Annotated in this window: 17 protein-coding genes and 3 tRNA genes; 16 read left to right on the forward strand and 4 right to left on the reverse strand. The window is 44.3% G+C overall.

From position 1 onward, the window contains the following. The first annotated feature begins 2 nt into the window (after positions 1-2). The 11 genes from MHI14_RS09685 to MHI14_RS09735 all read left to right on the forward strand — a co-directional run bounded on the left by MHI14_RS09685 (position 3) and on the right by MHI14_RS09735 (position 7,206). Positions 3-866, forward strand: coding sequence for an ABC transporter ATP-binding protein (locus tag MHI14_RS09685; protein ID WP_091028519.1), 864 nt, complete (start codon positions 3-5; stop codon positions 864-866). Between the two features lie 20 nt (positions 867-886). Continuing rightward, positions 887-2,338: an ABC transporter substrate-binding protein gene (locus tag MHI14_RS09690; RefSeq protein WP_341130238.1), complete on the forward strand. Its 1,452-nt coding sequence runs from the start codon at positions 887-889 to the stop codon at positions 2,336-2,338. Positions 2,339-2,444: 106 nt separating this feature from the next. After that, entirely contained in the window at positions 2,445-2,636 is a 192-nt protein-coding gene (locus MHI14_RS09695; protein ID WP_047843730.1) for a hypothetical protein, read from the forward strand. Between the two features lie 70 nt (positions 2,637-2,706). After that, positions 2,707-2,780: transfer RNA gene (locus MHI14_RS09700), tRNA-Met, on the forward strand. A gap of 56 nt (positions 2,781-2,836) precedes the next feature. Beyond that, positions 2,837-2,910: transfer RNA gene (locus MHI14_RS09705), tRNA-Ile, on the forward strand. Between the two features lie 185 nt (positions 2,911-3,095). Further along, positions 3,096-3,521 (forward strand): hypothetical protein, encoded by a 426-nt coding sequence (locus tag MHI14_RS09710; protein ID WP_062835427.1) that lies wholly within the window; start codon positions 3,096-3,098, stop codon positions 3,519-3,521. A 237-nt stretch (positions 3,522-3,758) separates the two neighbouring features. Further along, entirely contained in the window at positions 3,759-5,315 is a 1,557-nt protein-coding gene (locus MHI14_RS09715) for a tetratricopeptide repeat protein (RefSeq protein ID WP_249912165.1), read from the forward strand. 146 nt (positions 5,316-5,461) lie between these two features. Then, entirely contained in the window at positions 5,462-5,629 is a 168-nt protein-coding gene (locus tag MHI14_RS09720) for a hypothetical protein (RefSeq protein ID WP_165980229.1), read from the forward strand. 175 nt (positions 5,630-5,804) lie between these two features. After that, positions 5,805-6,479 carry a hypothetical protein gene (locus MHI14_RS09725; protein WP_341130239.1) on the forward strand — a complete coding sequence of 225 codons (675 nt, stop codon included), beginning with the start codon at positions 5,805-5,807 and terminating at the stop codon, positions 6,477-6,479. A 116-nt stretch (positions 6,480-6,595) separates the two neighbouring features. Then, a complete protein-coding gene (locus MHI14_RS09730) occupies positions 6,596-6,718 on the forward strand; it encodes a sporulation protein YjcZ (protein WP_083679583.1) in 123 nt (40 codons plus the stop codon). A 158-nt stretch (positions 6,719-6,876) separates the two neighbouring features. Then, positions 6,877-7,206, forward strand: a complete 330-nt coding sequence (locus tag MHI14_RS09735; RefSeq protein ID WP_091028528.1) for a DUF1904 family protein — start codon at positions 6,877-6,879, stop codon at positions 7,204-7,206. A gap of 40 nt (positions 7,207-7,246) precedes the next feature. Here MHI14_RS09735 and MHI14_RS09740 read toward each other — a convergent pair whose 3' ends face one another. Together MHI14_RS09740 and MHI14_RS09745 are read right to left on the reverse strand one after the other, a co-directional pair. Next, positions 7,247-8,470, reverse strand: a complete 1,224-nt coding sequence (locus MHI14_RS09740) for an MFS transporter (RefSeq protein WP_341130240.1) — start codon at positions 8,468-8,470, stop codon at positions 7,247-7,249. Positions 8,471-8,611: 141 nt separating this feature from the next. Continuing rightward, positions 8,612-8,806, reverse strand: a complete 195-nt coding sequence (locus MHI14_RS09745; protein ID WP_036614780.1) for a DUF6199 family natural product biosynthesis protein — start codon at positions 8,804-8,806, stop codon at positions 8,612-8,614. A 307-nt stretch (positions 8,807-9,113) separates the two neighbouring features. On the opposite strand from MHI14_RS09745, the gene MHI14_RS09750 reads away from it, so the two are divergent. Continuing rightward, positions 9,114-10,262, forward strand: a complete 1,149-nt coding sequence (locus MHI14_RS09750) for a sensor histidine kinase (RefSeq protein WP_341130241.1) — start codon at positions 9,114-9,116, stop codon at positions 10,260-10,262. 108 nt (positions 10,263-10,370) lie between these two features. After that, positions 10,371-10,853 (forward strand): NucA/NucB deoxyribonuclease domain-containing protein, encoded by a 483-nt coding sequence (locus MHI14_RS09755; protein WP_341130242.1) that lies wholly within the window; start codon positions 10,371-10,373, stop codon positions 10,851-10,853. Between the two features lie 196 nt (positions 10,854-11,049). Here MHI14_RS09755 and MHI14_RS09760 read toward each other — a convergent pair whose 3' ends face one another. Continuing rightward, positions 11,050-11,274, reverse strand: a complete 225-nt coding sequence (locus tag MHI14_RS09760; protein ID WP_017687353.1) for a hypothetical protein — start codon at positions 11,272-11,274, stop codon at positions 11,050-11,052. Positions 11,275-11,481: 207 nt separating this feature from the next. Here MHI14_RS09760 and MHI14_RS09765 point away from each other — a divergent pair, with 207 nt between their 5' ends. The 3 genes from MHI14_RS09765 (at position 11,482) to MHI14_RS09775 (ending at position 15,772) form a co-directional block, all read left to right on the forward strand. Further along, positions 11,482-11,931, forward strand: a complete 450-nt coding sequence (locus MHI14_RS09765) for a hypothetical protein (RefSeq protein ID WP_341130243.1) — start codon at positions 11,482-11,484, stop codon at positions 11,929-11,931. Between the two features lie 463 nt (positions 11,932-12,394). Further along, positions 12,395-12,480, forward strand: a tRNA-Leu gene (locus tag MHI14_RS09770). A 370-nt stretch (positions 12,481-12,850) separates the two neighbouring features. Continuing rightward, positions 12,851-15,772 carry an insulinase family protein gene (locus MHI14_RS09775; RefSeq protein ID WP_341130244.1) on the forward strand — a complete coding sequence of 974 codons (2,922 nt, stop codon included), beginning with the start codon at positions 12,851-12,853 and terminating at the stop codon, positions 15,770-15,772. A gap of 147 nt (positions 15,773-15,919) precedes the next feature. On the opposite strand, the gene MHI14_RS09780 is transcribed toward MHI14_RS09775, so the two are convergent. Further along, positions 15,920-16,627 (reverse strand): helix-turn-helix domain-containing protein, encoded by a 708-nt coding sequence (locus tag MHI14_RS09780; protein ID WP_105599673.1) that lies wholly within the window; start codon positions 16,625-16,627, stop codon positions 15,920-15,922. Positions 16,628-16,776: the final 149 nt, after the last annotated feature.

Here is a 16,776-nt window from a genome sequence, read left to right on the forward strand (position 1 = left end):
ACGTGATCCAATGCGAAGGACTTGTCAAAATTTTTAAATCCAGCGATGTGGAAGTCGTTGCCCTTCAGGGTCTCAACCTGACTGTCAATCAAGGTGAAATGATGGCCATCATCGGTAACAGCGGTAGCGGTAAATCCACGCTGCTGAATATTCTGGGCGGGCTTGATCGTCCTACAGCTGGTACGGCTGTTGTGGGAGACTGGGATTTGCTGAAAATGACAGATGCCCAATTGGTCGAATACAAACGTCATACGGTAGGTTTTATCTGGCAAAATAACGGTCGTAACTTGCTGCCTTATCTCACTGCATTGGAAAATGTAGAGACTCCCATGATTCTGGGAGGCAAGCGTGATCGTGCTTACGCGAAACAGTTGCTCGAATGGGTAGGTCTTAAGGATCGGATGCATAACAAATTGCATCAATTGTCAGGAGGAGAGCAGCAACGGGTAGCGATTGCGATCTCATTATCCAATCGTCCCAAAATTCTGCTTGCAGATGAACCAACCGGTTCGGTCGATTCCGAGACATGTGATACAATTATGGGCATTTTCCGAAGAATGAACAAGGAACTCGGCGTTACGATTGTCATCGTTACCCATGACTTGACGCTTGCTGGCAAGGTAGACCGGATCGTTGCGATTCGGGACGGCTTGACCAGTACCGAGTTTGTGAAGCGCAACCCGAATCTGGATGATGAGCATAACTTGTCCGAATCGGGTATGCCGGACATTCACGAAGCATTTGTCATTATTGACCGTGCAGGGCGGCTTCAGGTGCCAAAAGAGTATCTGGAGGCCTTATCCATTGATAACCGGGCTACATTGGAATTTGACGGTGAACGTATTGTCATTACACCGCCAAGATAATTAAGAGGGGGAACTGGGAAATGAAGAATAGTATATGGGGAAAACGTGTGCTGGCTGTCATCGCTACTGCGACGCTAGCACTGCCGCTGATTGCTGGCTGTACGGCAAGTGAGGCCAAGGATACGGAGCAGCGTGTATTACGTGTGGCTACGTTGTGGGGAGGACAGGATGACAGTTACTTCCGTCAGCAATTCACCGATGCTTTTGAATTGACACATCCCAATGTAACCATCGAAATTGTAGCTGCTGTTGATCAGAGCAGCATGTATGGTTATGGCAACACGGAAGAACAGCCGGAAGTCCCGGATACGATGGAGAGTCTGAAGAAGATTATGACTGGGGATAACCCGGTTGACGTTATCGTGGCCGATACCGCCACTGTGAAATCATTAATTCAGGAGAATCTGGTGAAACAGCTGGACCCACTGATGCAGGAAGATAAGTTTGATACCAGTGATATCGTGCCTAGTGTACTGGAGGGAATTAAGGACCTTGGGGATCAGAGCATCTATGCATTGACACCAACGTTCTCTTCATCGGCTTTGTTCTATAACAAGGGTATGTTTGAAAAAGCAGGCGTGGAACCGCCAACGGACAACATGACATGGGACGATATTTTCAATCTGGGTACCCGTCTAACGAAAGGTGAAGGTAAAGACCATGTATTTGGTTTCTCCTTCACGACATATCAGGGTGGTTCGCCGTACTACTCCATGCAGCAGTACTACAGCTCGTTGCAGCTGAAGACGTTTGATGACAAAGCAGAGAAGATGACAGTAGATTCTCCTCAATGGGAGAAAGTGTGGAGCACCATCAGCAAACTTGCGATTGACAAAGTTATTCCTAAAGGTGACGAACCACAAGATCAGAATCCGAGTGGGCGTTATGATCCAGTACAGGGTGACCTATTCCTGAGTGGCAAGTCAGCCATGGTTATTGGTGATTACAGCTATATTAATCAATTAATTGATGCTAATAAAAATGCGGATAAAATGAAAGACTTTACGAAAGTGGATTGGGATGTGGTAACACCTCCAGTTCACCCGGAAGCTCCTGAAATTGGAGGCAGCATCTATCTGAGCAACCTCATGGCGATTAATAGTGCGGCTCAGAACCCGGATGATGCGTGGGAATTGATCAAGTACATGAACAGTGAGGACTGGGCCAAGATCAAAGCACGTAGCAGCTATGAGATGGTATCACGGAAGAGCTTCATTAAGCCAAAAGATGGCCTGGATTATAACATTCAAGCATTCTATGCGCTGAAGCCGGTCCCGCCAACAAATACCAATCTGGATAAGATGTATCAAAAATCCCCAGGTTTATGGCAAGTAAATGAAAAAGGTATGGAATATTTCAACCAAGTACTAGAAAACAAAAAGACACCAAAAGAAGCACTTGGTGAGTGGGCAGCTAAAGGAAACGAGATGCTGGAGAAATTGAAAAAGGATCCTAAAGCTACGTTTCAGTGAGATTTGATGAAGTAGTCATATCATGATCAGGATATAGCCGCTGAAGATTTTAATCTTTGGCGGCTATTTTTATCAAAATGGGGTATTCTACAAAAAGCAGGAATAAATGACGACTCCGGAAAGGACGAGCGGTATGCACTGGGTATATTTCAGCAAGTTGTATGCAACCAAATTTCAGGCAGGATGTCTGGCCAAGCGTATGGAGCAGGATGGGTGGATTTACGGTCATAATGAACCGGCGGAAGTTGAAGTTTATCGATCACGTAAAGGTCGTTATGGTGTACGTTTTATTCCCTGACTTTACCCTTGACTTATAGGGTGACGATAGTGTATATTAATTAAGTCGCTGTTTTAATATTTCTTACTGACGCGGGGTGGAGCAGCCCGGTAGCTCGTCGGGCTCATAACCCGAAGGCCGCAGGTTCAAATCCTGCCCCCGCAATTTAGTTTCACTTGGATGATTCACAGCCATCATCTGCACGTTATACATTATGTCTAGGGCCCTTAGCTCAGTTGGTTAGAGCGGTCGGCTCATAACCGATTGGTCACAGGTTCGAGTCCTGTAGGGCCCATACTCTTAAAACCCTTGCCTAGCAAGGGTTTTTTTCTGTCTTCATTTAGGTGCTAGAGTCAAAAAGGTAATTTGTTAATAGTGTCTTTCTAATATGCCCTTTTTTTTGCGTAATTCAGTGTATGTCCACGCCGTACACCAAATCTCGCATATACTATCCTATCCCACACATAGGAGGTAGATTTCATGAGTCAATTTATTGATGCAAGAACCTCGCAGAATGCGAGTTTGGCTAACTCAATTGCCATACCAATCCTTGTAATTAACACGCCTCAATTATTTGGACAAATCGGTTTGATCACCACTGCTGGCATTGGAGCAAACCCGCGGGTGCAGTTCAAGGGAACTGTGTCTGTACAACTTCCTTTAGCGCTGGTTGGTATCACCATCACAATTGTCAGAGGAACTGCGCCAACAGATCCTGTTATTTATTCTGCAACTTCCACATTTAGTTTGAGCATCCTGGCACCTCAGATTATTACCTTCTCTGCCGATGACTTCAACCCACCAATTACACCTCAATTGACGTACACTGCATTTGTGAGTTCCAACTTGTTGGGTACGATCCGTGTAGGCCCCGAGAACTTCGACGGAGTCTTGTATTCCGACTAATGCTCAGCGGCCTTGCCTAAATGAATTAGATCAATATTCTTCTTGAATGAAGGACATCACAGACCTGCCCTCAAAAGCAGGTTTTTTTCTAGTTAAAGGGGAAAACTGAACTTCATCGAGTAGGCAGGGTTCTATGATATAATGCATTACAGAGACTGAATGGTATTCGAACTAAAGTAGTCCGTCAACATCTGAGAATCTTATGAAATTAGTGATAGAAAGCAGGTTTCCATTTTAATGACGTCAAATGAAAGTCAACGTTTTCGTTACAGCGAAGCTCCAGTCTGGGATTGGCAGAGAGCTTATTATGAACAAAAGGGGCTAGAGGCTTGGACAGAGAATCAGGTCCCTCAATATATTACCAGTAATCCGATGATTGCCACGGCGTATGCAGAGATGATTTTTGGCTTTCTTCAGGACCTCGCGAATAAGGGACAGATCACCGAGACCGTGACTATTCTGGAACTTGGGGCGGGTGTAGGGCGTTTGGCACACCAAATCCTGCTTAAACTGATTGAATTAAAGGATTTTGCAGGAATAGATTTACCTCCTTTCAGATATGTATTGACAGATCTCGTAGCGGAGAATGTGCGGGGTTGGAGAGAGCATCCATCCATGCAATCCTTTATTCAACAAGGTATAGTGGATTTTGCGCGTTTTGACGCTGTAGCAGATACGGAGCTAAAACTGGTCGTTGCGGGTACAGTTATTCGGCCGGGTGATCTGAAACAACCGTTGTTGTTGATTGCCAATTACTTTTTTGACAGCATTCCGCAGGAATTAATCTATATTGGGGATGGCGAGATCTACGAGTGCGATCTGCTTGTTCAGTCTCCGGATCGTCGTCATGATCTTGAACCCGCTGAGATGCTGAAGAACATGACGCTGAGTTATGAGTATCGCCGAGCGCCGGAATACAGTGCAGATAACTATCCGTATTCGGAACTGATCACATTGTACAAAGAGGAACTGGAGGATTCACACATCCTTTTTCCCGCAATTGGCTTGTCCTGTCTCGAACGGTTGAACAGGCTGTCTCAGTCAGGTTATGTGTTGATTACCGCTGATAAAGGGGATCATCGACTGGATAACTGGAAGTTCGCAGAGCCACCTGAATTCGTTCTGCACGGGAGTTTTTCTTTAACGGCTAACTACCATGCGATTCAATATGTCTTGGAACAACAGGGAGCACATACGCGATTCACAACACATCATTATAAAGATCTGAACGTTGGGTGCATGTTAATGGTGGACGAACCGATCAGTTATGTGAACACGCGACTGGCCTACCATCGATTTGTTGAACGTTTTGGGCCGGATGACTTTTTCAGTATGAAACAATGGGTAGACTCTCGAATAGAAAGTATGGAGTTGAAGCATATTTTACCGTTTTGGCGTCTGGGTGGATATGATGCTGAGTTCTTGATTCACAGTGCTACCCACATTTCCAGTCTTCTTCCTGATGCAAGTGATGAGGAAATGCTTGATATTCAGTCTGGTATTCATACGATGTGGTCCTCCTACTATGTGATGGAGCAGCAAGGAGGTCTCGCATTTCTGGCAGGGCAGCTGTTATATGAGATGTATATGTATGAGGATGCAAAACGGTTTCTGGAGATATCATTGGTTGCAGACCCGAGTAATCATAATCCAGCCGTCTTGTACGATTTGGCTGTGTGCTGTTACGAACTTGAACTGGAAGAAGAAACCCTGTCATATACCCGTAAGGTACTAGCTCTGGAACCTGATCATGAAGAGGCAGCAGCGTTGCTCCAGAGTTTCGAGTTGATCTGAACGGAACAATTGAAGTCTTGTCTCCTATATGTATCTTGGATGTAATTGGTAATGTTTATATAGAAATTGAAACCTTTAATTGAACTTCATCGTATTAATGGGATATTAAACCAATTATTTCTATAGTACATAAAGGAGACAGAGCTATGAAGAAAATGTTATCCGTTGCATTATATCCATTTGCTTGGGTGTTGGGGGCACTGAGTATTTTATCTGGAAATGCAGACAGTGTCCTATTGGTGAAAGATATCGCTACAGATCGAAGCTATGATGGACAGGCTATCTATGATAGTATTGAACGTAGAAATGCCTAACTACATATCATTCAACTGTAAAGGTAATTGTGTCGTCGAGCAATAACATGAGAAACAATTACTCTTGAAGCGAAGTGCGTTGAGCAGGAACACTGTCTGTCCGTACAACCTTTAAGCCGGTTTTGTACCTTATTCAGGTATGAACCGGCTTTTATTGATGAATGGGGGATACCAGATGAAGATTATTATTGGACAACCGAGGCTGGAACAGGATTTGCTGCAGCTTGAAGCCGAACTCAAGCAACACCCTGATGCAGATGTATTATTTTTTCCTGAAGGTTATTTGAATCAGAATGTAGAGGACGCTTGCCGCCTGGCGGCTGAATATGGGACCATGATTGTATCAGGTCATCGCAGACTGGACGAACGTCCAAAGGACCGATCCATCATCATCAATAAGGCTGGAGAGATTGTATTGGAGAAAGCTAAATATACACCTGCTGAGACGGCTCAGGAACAGGGTTGGGTAATAAGCACTTTGTTGTGTGATGAGCTGGTCCTGCAAGGATTTTGCAACGAGAATATAGGGAATGTGGACATTGTGATGCATTCCATTGGTGTGGGCATGTTCAGTGAAAAACAGTACAGTGAGTGGGTCGAAGAGGCTCGGCAGATCGCCATGAAGCATCAATGTATTGTCATGGGGACAAGCCATGCGGATGGTTCGTACCGTGATAGCGAGATCTCCATTCCAATCGCCTATTGTATAACACCTGCTGGAGAGGTTGTTCTGGCATCCCGAAGTGACACACGTACTCTTACAATCCTTCTAGACAGAGAAAATACAGACCCTTCATCTCAGGAGTCACGACAAAAACAACCGACAATCTCTATCGCTCCATACGGTTAAATCACCGATTATGAATTCCAAATGAATGGGCTAATGAACTTGCCGATTCGCCCGGTCACTTGCGCGGAATACGCATATGTTATGGCATACCTTGAAATTCAAAGGAGGCCAATCAAATGAGTCAAGTTGGATACGGTTGTGGCAATGTTGGTGGATTCGGCGGCGGATGGACTTCCACAAGTGCAATTCTCGTGCTTTTCATCCTGCTCGTGATCATCACAAAATCTTTCTGGCTGTAAGTCACTTATAGAAACTGCAAACAGTGGCTCCGCTGAGACTTCAGCGGGGCTTTTCCTATTTAAAAGAAACAACCTATGCCATTCATGACATTTGACAACTGAAAACAATGTGCTTAAAATCACATAAGAGACTATTAACAGAGATTGAAGGGATAGCAATGCCGTTTATTCGCTTTAAAGGATTCACAGGTCCTCAGCTAGAGGAAGTTGTACCCCAAATTACAGAGCAGATGGCCCTAATTACTCATATTCCAAGGGAGAGAATGAAGGCAGAGCGTCATGATGTACAAGCGCTAACACCTTCTCCGGCTTCTATAGAGATTCTGATGTTTCAACGTGACCAGGAGATTCATAATCGGATTGCATCGTCGGTGCAAGCTATTTTGGAAGAAGCATACATGCCGGATGTGCATATTTTCTTCAATATATTGTCACCTAATTTGTATTATAAAAAAGGCAGGCCGCTGACAGATTATCGATTGGATTGAGATTGTAAGGGACGAGCAGAATGTTGCTCGTCTCTTTGATTTACATATTTTTCGTATGTTTAGCAATGGGCTGGTTCCTGTGAACCCTGCTCAACGATAATGAGCATATCGCAGATACAATAAACAAGGCTCCACCGATAAGGTATACCCATTGAACGCCCAGTTGATCTGCGACTAGACCAAAGATGACTATGGATACACTCATAACCGTGGATATCAGGAAGCCATGAGTGGCGTATACCTTGGTTAAGGATTCGACAGGTACACTGTTCTGAAGCGCTGTCTGCTGAGCCACATCACGAATCTGATGAACTGGACCCATGAGTATGCATAACACCAAAGCGAGCCATGGCAGGTTGTTTAGACCATAAACGACGGTCAGCAGGCTGAAGAGGAGAGAACCCATGGTCATACTTGCGATTAGATGCTTCTGAATACGTTTGGCCAGCGCAAGAGCCAGAATACCTCCAAGCATGGTTCCAGCAGCGTAACTCGAGTTCATGAGTCCCCACCAACCTTCTCCTCGTCCCAGAGCTTCTTTTGCAAAGGCCAGTGTGACAGCTCCAATCCAGATGGAACCCGCAAGAGCCTGGGCAATGTCCATAAGCGTAATCAGTCGTAATGATGGATTGTTCCAGAGTATACTCCAGCCTAACCTCAATACATTCCACGATACAGCAGATTTCTGGGGTTGTTCTACATTCCGTGTGAGCGAGCCCATGGCAATCATGAAGATCAGAACGGCCCAGGACAGGCTTGTAGCTGCCCAGAAGGTCTGTGACGCCCCCCAGTTCATCACGGCGAATCCCGTCATGGCGTAACCGACAATGGTTACAGTCTGATTGGAGAAAGATAGTAGGCTATTTGCCTTCACGAGGTCTTCTCCTTGAACCAATCGTGGCGTTAAAGCATTCAGTAACGGAGTTTCCCATCCGTCCAATAAGGATAGTATGACCACGCCGAACAATAGAAGCGGCAGTTGTGAAATCAAGTGATTCAACGAAATGGCTATACAGGTCATGATTAATGTTTTGGCTATGGAAATGCTGATCAATAGTCTGGAGAATGGGAAACGCTTCACAAGTAATGGCAAGGTGAAACCTGCTATTATGCGTGCAGTGATCTGAATAAGTGGAAACATTGCAGCAGAGAGTACCGATCCAGTGAGACCGTATATAAACGTAGTAATGACCATGATATATATGACATTAATAAGCGAGAGCAGCGTTTTGGCGGCCCAGTACGGATAAAATGCGATGTTCATGCCAATGATGTCCTTTCCGAAACGATATATCTATATTACGGGCATTGTCATCATTACACCACAAACAAAGTTATCATTTTCCCGTCATTTCACCCACAAAAAAACTGCCCAACAGGGCAGTCATCTTCTAATGCCTATAGTTCATGCCATAGCGAGTGTAAAAGCGATAAGCAACATCAGCAGGCTGGTCGTTCTGACCATAGTCATATAAGGCCTGCTAGGTTCGGCTTCACCCCGGGAAATCCAGCCATAACGCAGATACCAGCCGAATTTTGGGAAACAGAGATTGATGATACAGAGTACCATGAATATAAAAAAGAGGGTTCTCATACCCATCTTCCTTTCTCACTTACATAACGGATCTCATCTTAACGTTTGCGTCTGGTAAAAAAGACTACAATCAAAATGATAATGATAATAATTAACAGAAATTTCATGTATGTTCCTCCTGATGAGTAGTTAGGTTATTGTGTAATGTTAGTTATCAACTATTACCCAAGAACCACATGACTTGAATAACTGTGTTACAATTAAAATATATTGATTTAATATCAACACATTCCGTTTGGTTAGTTTTCTCTCCTTATAATGTACGATTACAGAATATATAAACATTAATGTGTGTGAGATGAAGGAGGAAGGCATGAGCCAACATAATCAACTCTCATTACAATGGGAATTTATCATCTCGAAAGTGAAATCCTCCGTGACGGTGGTCGATGCTACCTTGCCTGAGCTTCCGCTCATGTATGTAAACGAACACTTTACCCAACTGACAGGATACACGTATGAAGAGTCTGTCGGACACAATTGCCGATTTTTGCAAGGGCAGGATACAGACCCCGAAACGGTAATGCAGATTCGTGATGCATTAAAGAAACAACAATCCATTAAGATTGATATTTTAAATTATACAAAAAGTGGTCAGAAGTTCTGGAACGAACTGAATATTGATCCGATTTTTAATGAATCCGGAGAGTGTTTATATTTTGTAGGCATTCAATACGATATTTCAGAACGGAAGTATGCTGAACAGCAGTTGAAGTTTGCAACTTCCATGGCTGAGATGAACAGCAGAGGGCAATTGGAATTCATCGGCAAGTTGAATCACGAGCTTCGTACTCCGCTTAACGGCATTATGGGCATGATCGAACTTGCCAGTATGGGTGAAACTACGGATGAGCAGAAAGAATATCTGGAGCTTGCACGTCAATCAGGTGAGGCGCTGCTGAACATCATCAACAATAGCCTGGATATGGCGAAACTGGGCAGAGGCAAAATGGATGTTGAAAACATTGAGTTTCAACCATTGAAGCTGATTCAACAGATTGTGAAGACACATGAACCTGCGGCACAGAATAAACAAATCCGTTTGCTCTGTCATGCTGATCTGAATGTTCCTGATGTGCTTATCGGTGATCCGTTAAGACTTCGGCAGGTACTGGATAATTTGCTGAGTAATGCGATCAAGTTCACGGAACAAGGTGAAGTGCAGTTACAGGTGGATGTGAGGCAACAACTGATGGATACCGTTGTATTGGTATTCTCTGTGCGTGATACGGGAATTGGCATTCCTCAGCATCAGATCGAACAATTGTTTGATGCATTTACCCAGACCGACATCTCCCATGCGCGCCGATTTGGCGGAAGTGGTCTTGGTCTGACCATCTGCAAAGAACTGCTGGAACTGATGAATGGTCAGATTTCGGTGGAGAGTAAAGAAGGGAAAGGCACACAGTTTGAGGTGAAACTGCCCTTGCTGCGCCAACAGGCCATTCCCAATGTAGGATAATAATCAATCAGGACAGCCGGGCGGTCTCGGCTGTTTTTTTTATTTTTTGGATTGTTTTACGAACGGGCGTTCTGTTATAATGCAAGTGTTGAATGGGGGAGACACAGCATGAGTAAGAGACGCACAAGAAGTAAACGCAAAGGTAAGCAAGGTTTCAAAAAGCAGGTACTGACGCTTGTAGTGATGCTGCTGGTAGCCCTCTATGCCTGGGCTGGGGGCGAATGGCCGGAGGAGATACCTAATCCATTCGCAGGGACTACTAAGAGTGTAGACCATACCATTACGTTCCCTTCAGAGCGTTATCCCGAAACGGCCAACCATATTAAAGCAGCTATCAAGGCAGGGCATTCGGATGTTTGCACCATTGATCGTAATGGAGCGGAAGGCAATCGGGATTTATCCCTTAAAGGTGTTCCAGTCAAAAAAGGTAAGGATCGTGACGAGTGGCCCATGGCGATGTGCGCTGAGGGAGGAACAGGTGCAGATATCCAGTACATTACCCCGAAAGATAATCGTGGTGCAGGTTCATGGGTAGGGAATCAGTTAAGTACATATCCGGATGGAACACGAGTGAAGTTTGTAGTGAAGTAACAACAGGATATGGGTGGACAGAAACAAGGATAGAGTAAGGCTTTTGTTGTGAGGTCAGTGGCAGCGTGGTACAGGAAAAGTAGAAGAGAAAAACCAGACGTGCATGCGTCTGGTTTTTTGGTATAAAGTGCTGGCATAAATAGATCTAGTTAACGTATCTATACGGGAACTGGAGTTTCTAGGATTACAGAGCCGACTAAACGAGTTGCATTCCGCTTAAATGATGAGACCGGATGCTTAACAGACGCGTAACGTGTTCAACCTCATCAAACGGTATCCACAGACTGCCGTGAACCGTACGTAAGGAGAGAATGGATGTATCAGCGGTACGCTCGGGAAAACCGGTTACCGTCTGACCGCTTGTATTACGAACCATGATCTGTTGTTTGCGCCGGATGGCAATTTCTACCTCTTTTTTCATAAGTCATTGCTCCTGATTATGAGATGTTAAATCCATATGTCAATGTTTTCAATGGTTAATTTGTCTTCTTTATCTAGTCTATCAGAACTAGGTATAGATTTCCAGAAGAGAAATCAACATTCTTCTAGGTGATTTGTCTTAGCTGTGGACGATCCGTTTTTGAATGGGGATTACGGGGTTATATTAGGGTAAAAGGAGGGGAACGGAATGACACAATTGATTATTGGGCTGGCCAGTACCGAGAACGAGGCTATAATTATGCTGAATAAGGTCAAAGAGGAAGGTATTAAGGATAAATATTTGGGAGCGGTGGCGAAGGAGCAGCTTAATCTGGAGCTGGTGAGCGAGAAGACAGGTCTGCCCAAACCGTTGAAGGGTGCCGGAACAGATGGTGCCTTTGGCGCTCTGAAAGGCATATTGGCTGGGCTGGGGAGGCGAATGGATCAGACAATGTCGATCGGAAATGCAGTGCGTAGACTCGCTGGTAATGAGATTGGGAGTGAGACTGATGATTTGGTGCTTACACTGACTGAAGCGGGGATCTCGGAGGAGGATGCGCGGTATTACGAAGATTGGCTGTTAAAGGACCATATCTTGGTTATCGTGGAGTGCAGTGAGGAAGAAGCGGCTCGTGTTCGACCTATTTTACTTTTTTAGTTTAATTTAAGGCTGATTTTAGGTTTCTTTAATGTTGGGGAGGTATTCTTATCTCACACCTCCCTTAATATAGATTGGTTTACCGGAAGTCCGGGACCGCAACTCGGACTTTCTAGGCACTGTGAGCTTACGCTTGCAGTGCCTGTTTCATTTATATAAGTTGAACTAAAGATTATTTACACTGACACTCCGATGTCAGAATAACCTTCTAATCGCTGTTATCCCCAGATTTTTTCGATTCCCTTTTCTCAAGGGAAAATCCGGTGATAGCGTATGCTTCCGATGCAGCTTTCTTTCAGAAAGCTTTTAGGCGAGCGCTTCGCTTTTTCAGTTTTTTCTGTCCTCTCCGTTATCGTGTAAATCATTAGTTAAACTTATATAGTTAGATTATTTTTATAAAAGTGTTGCAAAGTTAATTAGTTCATGGTAAGATATTTCTTGTCGCCAAGAAATACATAATCCTGCCGGGGTGGCGGAATTGGCAGACGCACAGGACTTAAAATCCTGCGGTAGGTGACTACCGTACCGGTTCGATCCCGGTCCTCGGCATCTTAAAAAGAAAGATCGTATGACGCTTGTTAACCAAGCTGCATACGATCTTTTTTTGTTTTCTTTAATATGAATGTCACTTCATAGCTGACCACTTCACAGTGCAGTTCATAAACATAAACCCTGCATAATACATATCAGAAGGTACATTTACCTGACTTTTATGAAGAGACGGAACAATGGTGTATACTATCCGTAGGCATATATTACCTTTACCTTGCTGAACGATATAAGTTCAACTACACATTTACACGATACAGCGATCGGAAGGTTATTCTGTCATCGGAATGCTCGTGTAAATAACCATATGTGAACTTATATTGAGTCACAAAATCAATAAAACAATCTTATGGACGGAGGACTCAAGTTTATGTTGAAACAGCTTAAGCCATACAAGGTGTTACAGGAGCGCAGAATCGAAGAATTGAAATCGGATGCGTATCTGTTGGAGCACCAGAAATCCGGGGCCAAAATTGTACTTTTGTCCAATCAGGACGACAACAAAGTATTCAGTATCGGTTTCCGCACACCTCCGGAAGATGATACAGGGGTAGCCCATATCCTCGAACACTCCGTGCTCTGTGGGTCCAAGAAATTTCCGGCCAAGGATTCTTTTGTTGAGTTGCTGAAAGGTTCATTGAATACATTCCTTAACGCCATGACGTATCCCGATAAGACGATTTACCCGATTGCGAGTCGTAATGATCATGACTTCCATAACCTGATGGATATATATCTGGACGCGGTATTGAATACAAATATTTATGAGAATGAAAAGATTTTTTTGCAAGAAGGCTGGAACTACAACCTGACCTCTGCTGACGATGAGTTAACCTACAACGGAGTTGTATATAACGAGATGAAAGGTGCCTTTTCTTCACCAGAACGAATGGTGCGCAGAGAAGTGTTGAACTCCCTTTTCCCGGATACCACATACTCCTCTGAGTCTGGCGGGTTCCCGGAAGCTATCCTGGATCTAACGTATCAGGGGCTGCTGGATTTCCACACGAGATACTATCATCCTTCCAACAGTTACATCTATCTCTACGGCGATATGGATATGGAAGAGAAGCTGCAATGGCTCGATGAGAACTACCTGAGTGCATATGATCGAATCGAGATTGATTCGGCCATTCAACTTCAACCTGCCTTTGCAAAACGGGTAGACACAGTTAAGACTTACTCTGCGGGAAGTACGGAATCGGAAGTGGATAACAGCTTCTTGACCTACAATGCGGTGATTGGCACAAGTCTGGACAAGGAACTGAACATTTCGTTCCAAATTCTGTTATACGCCCTGCTGAACGCTCCGGGAGCGGTATTGAAACAGGCTTTGCTGGATAAAGGAATTGCGAAGGACGTCTACGGTTCGTATGATGACAGCCTGTATCAGCCCGTGTTCACGGTTGGACTGAAGAAGAGTAATCTGGCGAGCAAAGAGGATTTCCTGGGAACGGTCAAAGAAGTGCTTGAGCGTGTGGTAAAAGAAGGCTTTGATCCTAAAGCGCTCCTTGCAGGAATTAACTCCTATGAGTTCAATCACAGAGAAGCGGACTATGGCAGAATGCCGAAAGGCCTGATCTACGGATTCTCCTCCCTGCAAAGCTGGTTATACGATGAAGAAGCACCTTTCACTCATTTGGAAGCCAATGACGTATTTGCTGAGCTGCGGACAAAAATGAACGAAGGGTACTTCGAACAATTGATCGAGAAGTATTTATTGCAAAACACACATACTTCCTTTGTAGCTCTGACACCGGACAAAGGGCTGAACTCACGCAAAGAAGAAGCGTTGAAAGAACGTCTGAAAACTATTCAAGCCGGTCTTAGCAAGGAAGAAGTCCAGACGTTGATTCAGAAAACGGAGGCACTCGCCGAGTATCAGAATACACCTTCAACCAAAGAGCAGCAGCAGGTCATTCCGACGTTATCGATTGAAGATATTGAACCGAAGGCCTCTACGTTGCATCAAACGGTGAACCAAGTCGACGGCACAACCATTCTCCATCATAACCTCTACACCAACGGAATTGGTTATCTGAGACTGCTGTTTGATATCAAAGAAGTGCCACGTTATCTCCTGCCGTATGCAGGATTGCTTAAGAATGTGCTGGGTTATGTGGACACTCAAAACTACTCGTTCAATGAACTGTCCAATGAAATTCATATTCATTCAGGCGGTATTCATAGCGGGATTGGATCTTATGCTAACGCGCATAAGCACAATGAATTCAAGGCTACCTATGAGTTCAACGCCAAAGTGTTGTATGACAAGCTTGGATTTGCCTTTGATATGATCAAAGAAATTGTGTTCACATCCCGATTCGATAATTCGAAGCGATTGTATGAGATCATCTCCCAGATGAAAGGTAACCTGCAACGTAATCTGATCAATAGCGGACACTCTGCTGGAATTGGCCGGTCTTCGTCCAAACATTCAGCGGTTGCGGATTTCAGGGAAGCTGTGAGTGGTATCGCATTTTACCAGTGGCTTGAGGATCTTCAGGCGAATTTTGAAGCTAGAAAAGAAGAGTTATCTTCCAGCCTGCAAGAGTTGACGGGGTATATTTTCAGACCGGAGAACTTGCTTGTTAGTTACACTGCGGATGAGCAGGGATATGAAGGACTGGAGCAACAGGTATCTGATCTGAAAGCGAAGCTGTTCACACATGAGGTTGCCAAGGAAGCATTCTCCTTCTCACCTGCAACTCATAAGGAAGGATTCCGATCCCCGTCAGAGGTGCAGTACGTGGTGCAAACGGGCAATTATATCGACAAAGGATATCAATACACCGGTTCACTACGGGTCTTGCAGGGAATCCTGTCTCTGGATTACTTGTGGACCAATATCCGCGCCAAAGGTGGAGCTTATGGCTGTATGTCAGGCTTCAGACGGAACGGAGACAGCTTCGTTGCATCGTATCGTGATCCGAACCTGGATAAAACGTACAAAGTATACGAAGAAATACCGCAATATTTGAAAGATTTCCGGGCAGACGAGCGGGAAATGACACGTTATATCATTGGTGCGATTCAGGATCTCGATACGCCGAGAACGCCTTATGGTGAGGGGGCATTCTCTCTGGAGTGTTATCTGTCAAATGTGACTGAAGCGGATCTGCAACAGGAACGTGACGAAGTGTTAAGCACAAAGGAAAGCGACATTATCGGTTTTGCTGAGCTCTTATCTGCCATACTTGAACAACAACAGCGCTGCGTAATCGGTAATGAGAACAAGATTGAGGAACAGAAACAAATGTTTGACGAAACGCTTGATTTAATTAAAAACTAAGCGTAAGTCTCGCTTATTCCCGGATCGAATAGGCGTCATAGCGAAAGGCACTTTTATGAGCTGGTTTCAACAGCTTATAGAAGTGCCTTTTCTAATGGGGAGGGACTGTCTCTATCCCATATGAGAATGTGTGACACGCTACGTTGTTCAAGTGACAGCGAGCATGTTGTATATTTTCAGGGTCCGCAGATCTTCCTTTGAGATTTTTAATTCATTATATAACTCCTGATTCTCGGGCAACGGGGTTCTGGAGAATAACATTTTGAGCGCGATAGGCATGAAAGGTCTGAAGGAGACACCAGCCATCAGTCCCCATTTTTTCTCTGATTCCTGAAAAGAAGCCAGAATATTAATATATAGATTCTCCAGCGGTGTAGCCTGATTTTTCAAAATCAGCGTGGTGAGTGTATCATAATGCTCGGTGTGGCCCCAATACATATTCTCGCATTCCTGATAGTTCTCAAAGTCCTTCACATTCATATACATCACGGTGCGATAACGGTTGGCATCCGACTGAGGCATCATGTCAATGACACAACGAATCAGACTGTTGTTACGCCCGTCATAGAAGTAGGAATAGAAACGAGTGGAGTTCTTGAAAAAGCTGGACGGGACCGCGTTCATCAGGGGAGATGCATGCCTAGGTTCTTGATACAAGAGTTGCTCTACCTGAATGTTTAGCGCGTTAGCAATATGATGTAACGTCACCAGATCAAGTGTAATATCTCCGCTCTCATATTTGGATAACGTGCCCTTGCTCTTGAAGATCTGATCCGCAAGCTGTTGGATGGTCAGTCCCCGCCACTTCCGAAAGTTTCGTATTTTTTTGCCAACTTCCTGATTGATATTGTTCATAATCGGTTCTCCTTATGCAATGTTTCTTGAGAGTACGTGAAAATGATGAAAGTCATTCATAAAAATGATGTTATATGAGAAATATATCACTTTTTCACGGAAATACCTATTTTGAAGAAACAATTAACTTCATTTGTTTCGTCAGGATA

The sequence above is a fragment of the Paenibacillus sp. FSL K6-2393 genome (assembly GCF_038002545.1).
Classification (GTDB): Bacteria; Bacillota; Bacilli; order Paenibacillales; family Paenibacillaceae; genus Paenibacillus.

What these genes read in the sequence shown, in the direction of transcription:
- MHI14_RS09710 (WP_062835427.1), top strand. Translation starts at nt 3,096, where the DNA reads ATGAGTCAATTTATTGATGCAAGAACCTCGCAGAATGCGAGTTTGGCT.
- MHI14_RS09740 (WP_341130240.1), bottom strand. Translation starts at nt 8,470, where the DNA reads ATGAACATCGCATTTTATCCGTACTGGGCCGCCAAAACGCTGCTCTCG.
- MHI14_RS09780 (WP_105599673.1), bottom strand. Translation starts at nt 16,627, where the DNA reads ATGAACAATATCAATCAGGAAGTTGGCAAAAAAATACGAAACTTTCGG.
- MHI14_RS09690 (WP_341130238.1), top strand. Translation starts at nt 887, where the DNA reads ATGAAGAATAGTATATGGGGAAAACGTGTGCTGGCTGTCATCGCTACT.
- MHI14_RS09730 (WP_083679583.1), top strand. Translation starts at nt 6,596, where the DNA reads ATGAGTCAAGTTGGATACGGTTGTGGCAATGTTGGTGGATTCGGCGGC.
- MHI14_RS09765 (WP_341130243.1), top strand. Translation starts at nt 11,482, where the DNA reads ATGACACAATTGATTATTGGGCTGGCCAGTACCGAGAACGAGGCTATA.
- MHI14_RS09775 (WP_341130244.1), top strand. Translation starts at nt 12,851, where the DNA reads ATGTTGAAACAGCTTAAGCCATACAAGGTGTTACAGGAGCGCAGAATC.
- MHI14_RS09695 (WP_047843730.1), top strand. Translation starts at nt 2,445, where the DNA reads ATGACGACTCCGGAAAGGACGAGCGGTATGCACTGGGTATATTTCAGC.
- MHI14_RS09715 (WP_249912165.1), top strand. Translation starts at nt 3,759, where the DNA reads ATGACGTCAAATGAAAGTCAACGTTTTCGTTACAGCGAAGCTCCAGTC.
- MHI14_RS09750 (WP_341130241.1), top strand. Translation starts at nt 9,114, where the DNA reads ATGAGCCAACATAATCAACTCTCATTACAATGGGAATTTATCATCTCG.
- MHI14_RS09760 (WP_017687353.1), bottom strand. Translation starts at nt 11,274, where the DNA reads ATGAAAAAAGAGGTAGAAATTGCCATCCGGCGCAAACAACAGATCATG.
- MHI14_RS09745 (WP_036614780.1), bottom strand. Translation starts at nt 8,806, where the DNA reads ATGGGTATGAGAACCCTCTTTTTTATATTCATGGTACTCTGTATCATC.
- MHI14_RS09725 (WP_341130239.1), top strand. Translation starts at nt 5,805, where the DNA reads ATGAAGATTATTATTGGACAACCGAGGCTGGAACAGGATTTGCTGCAG.
- MHI14_RS09720 (WP_165980229.1), top strand. Translation starts at nt 5,462, where the DNA reads ATGAAGAAAATGTTATCCGTTGCATTATATCCATTTGCTTGGGTGTTG.
- MHI14_RS09735 (WP_091028528.1), top strand. Translation starts at nt 6,877, where the DNA reads ATGCCGTTTATTCGCTTTAAAGGATTCACAGGTCCTCAGCTAGAGGAA.
- MHI14_RS09755 (WP_341130242.1), top strand. Translation starts at nt 10,371, where the DNA reads ATGAGTAAGAGACGCACAAGAAGTAAACGCAAAGGTAAGCAAGGTTTC.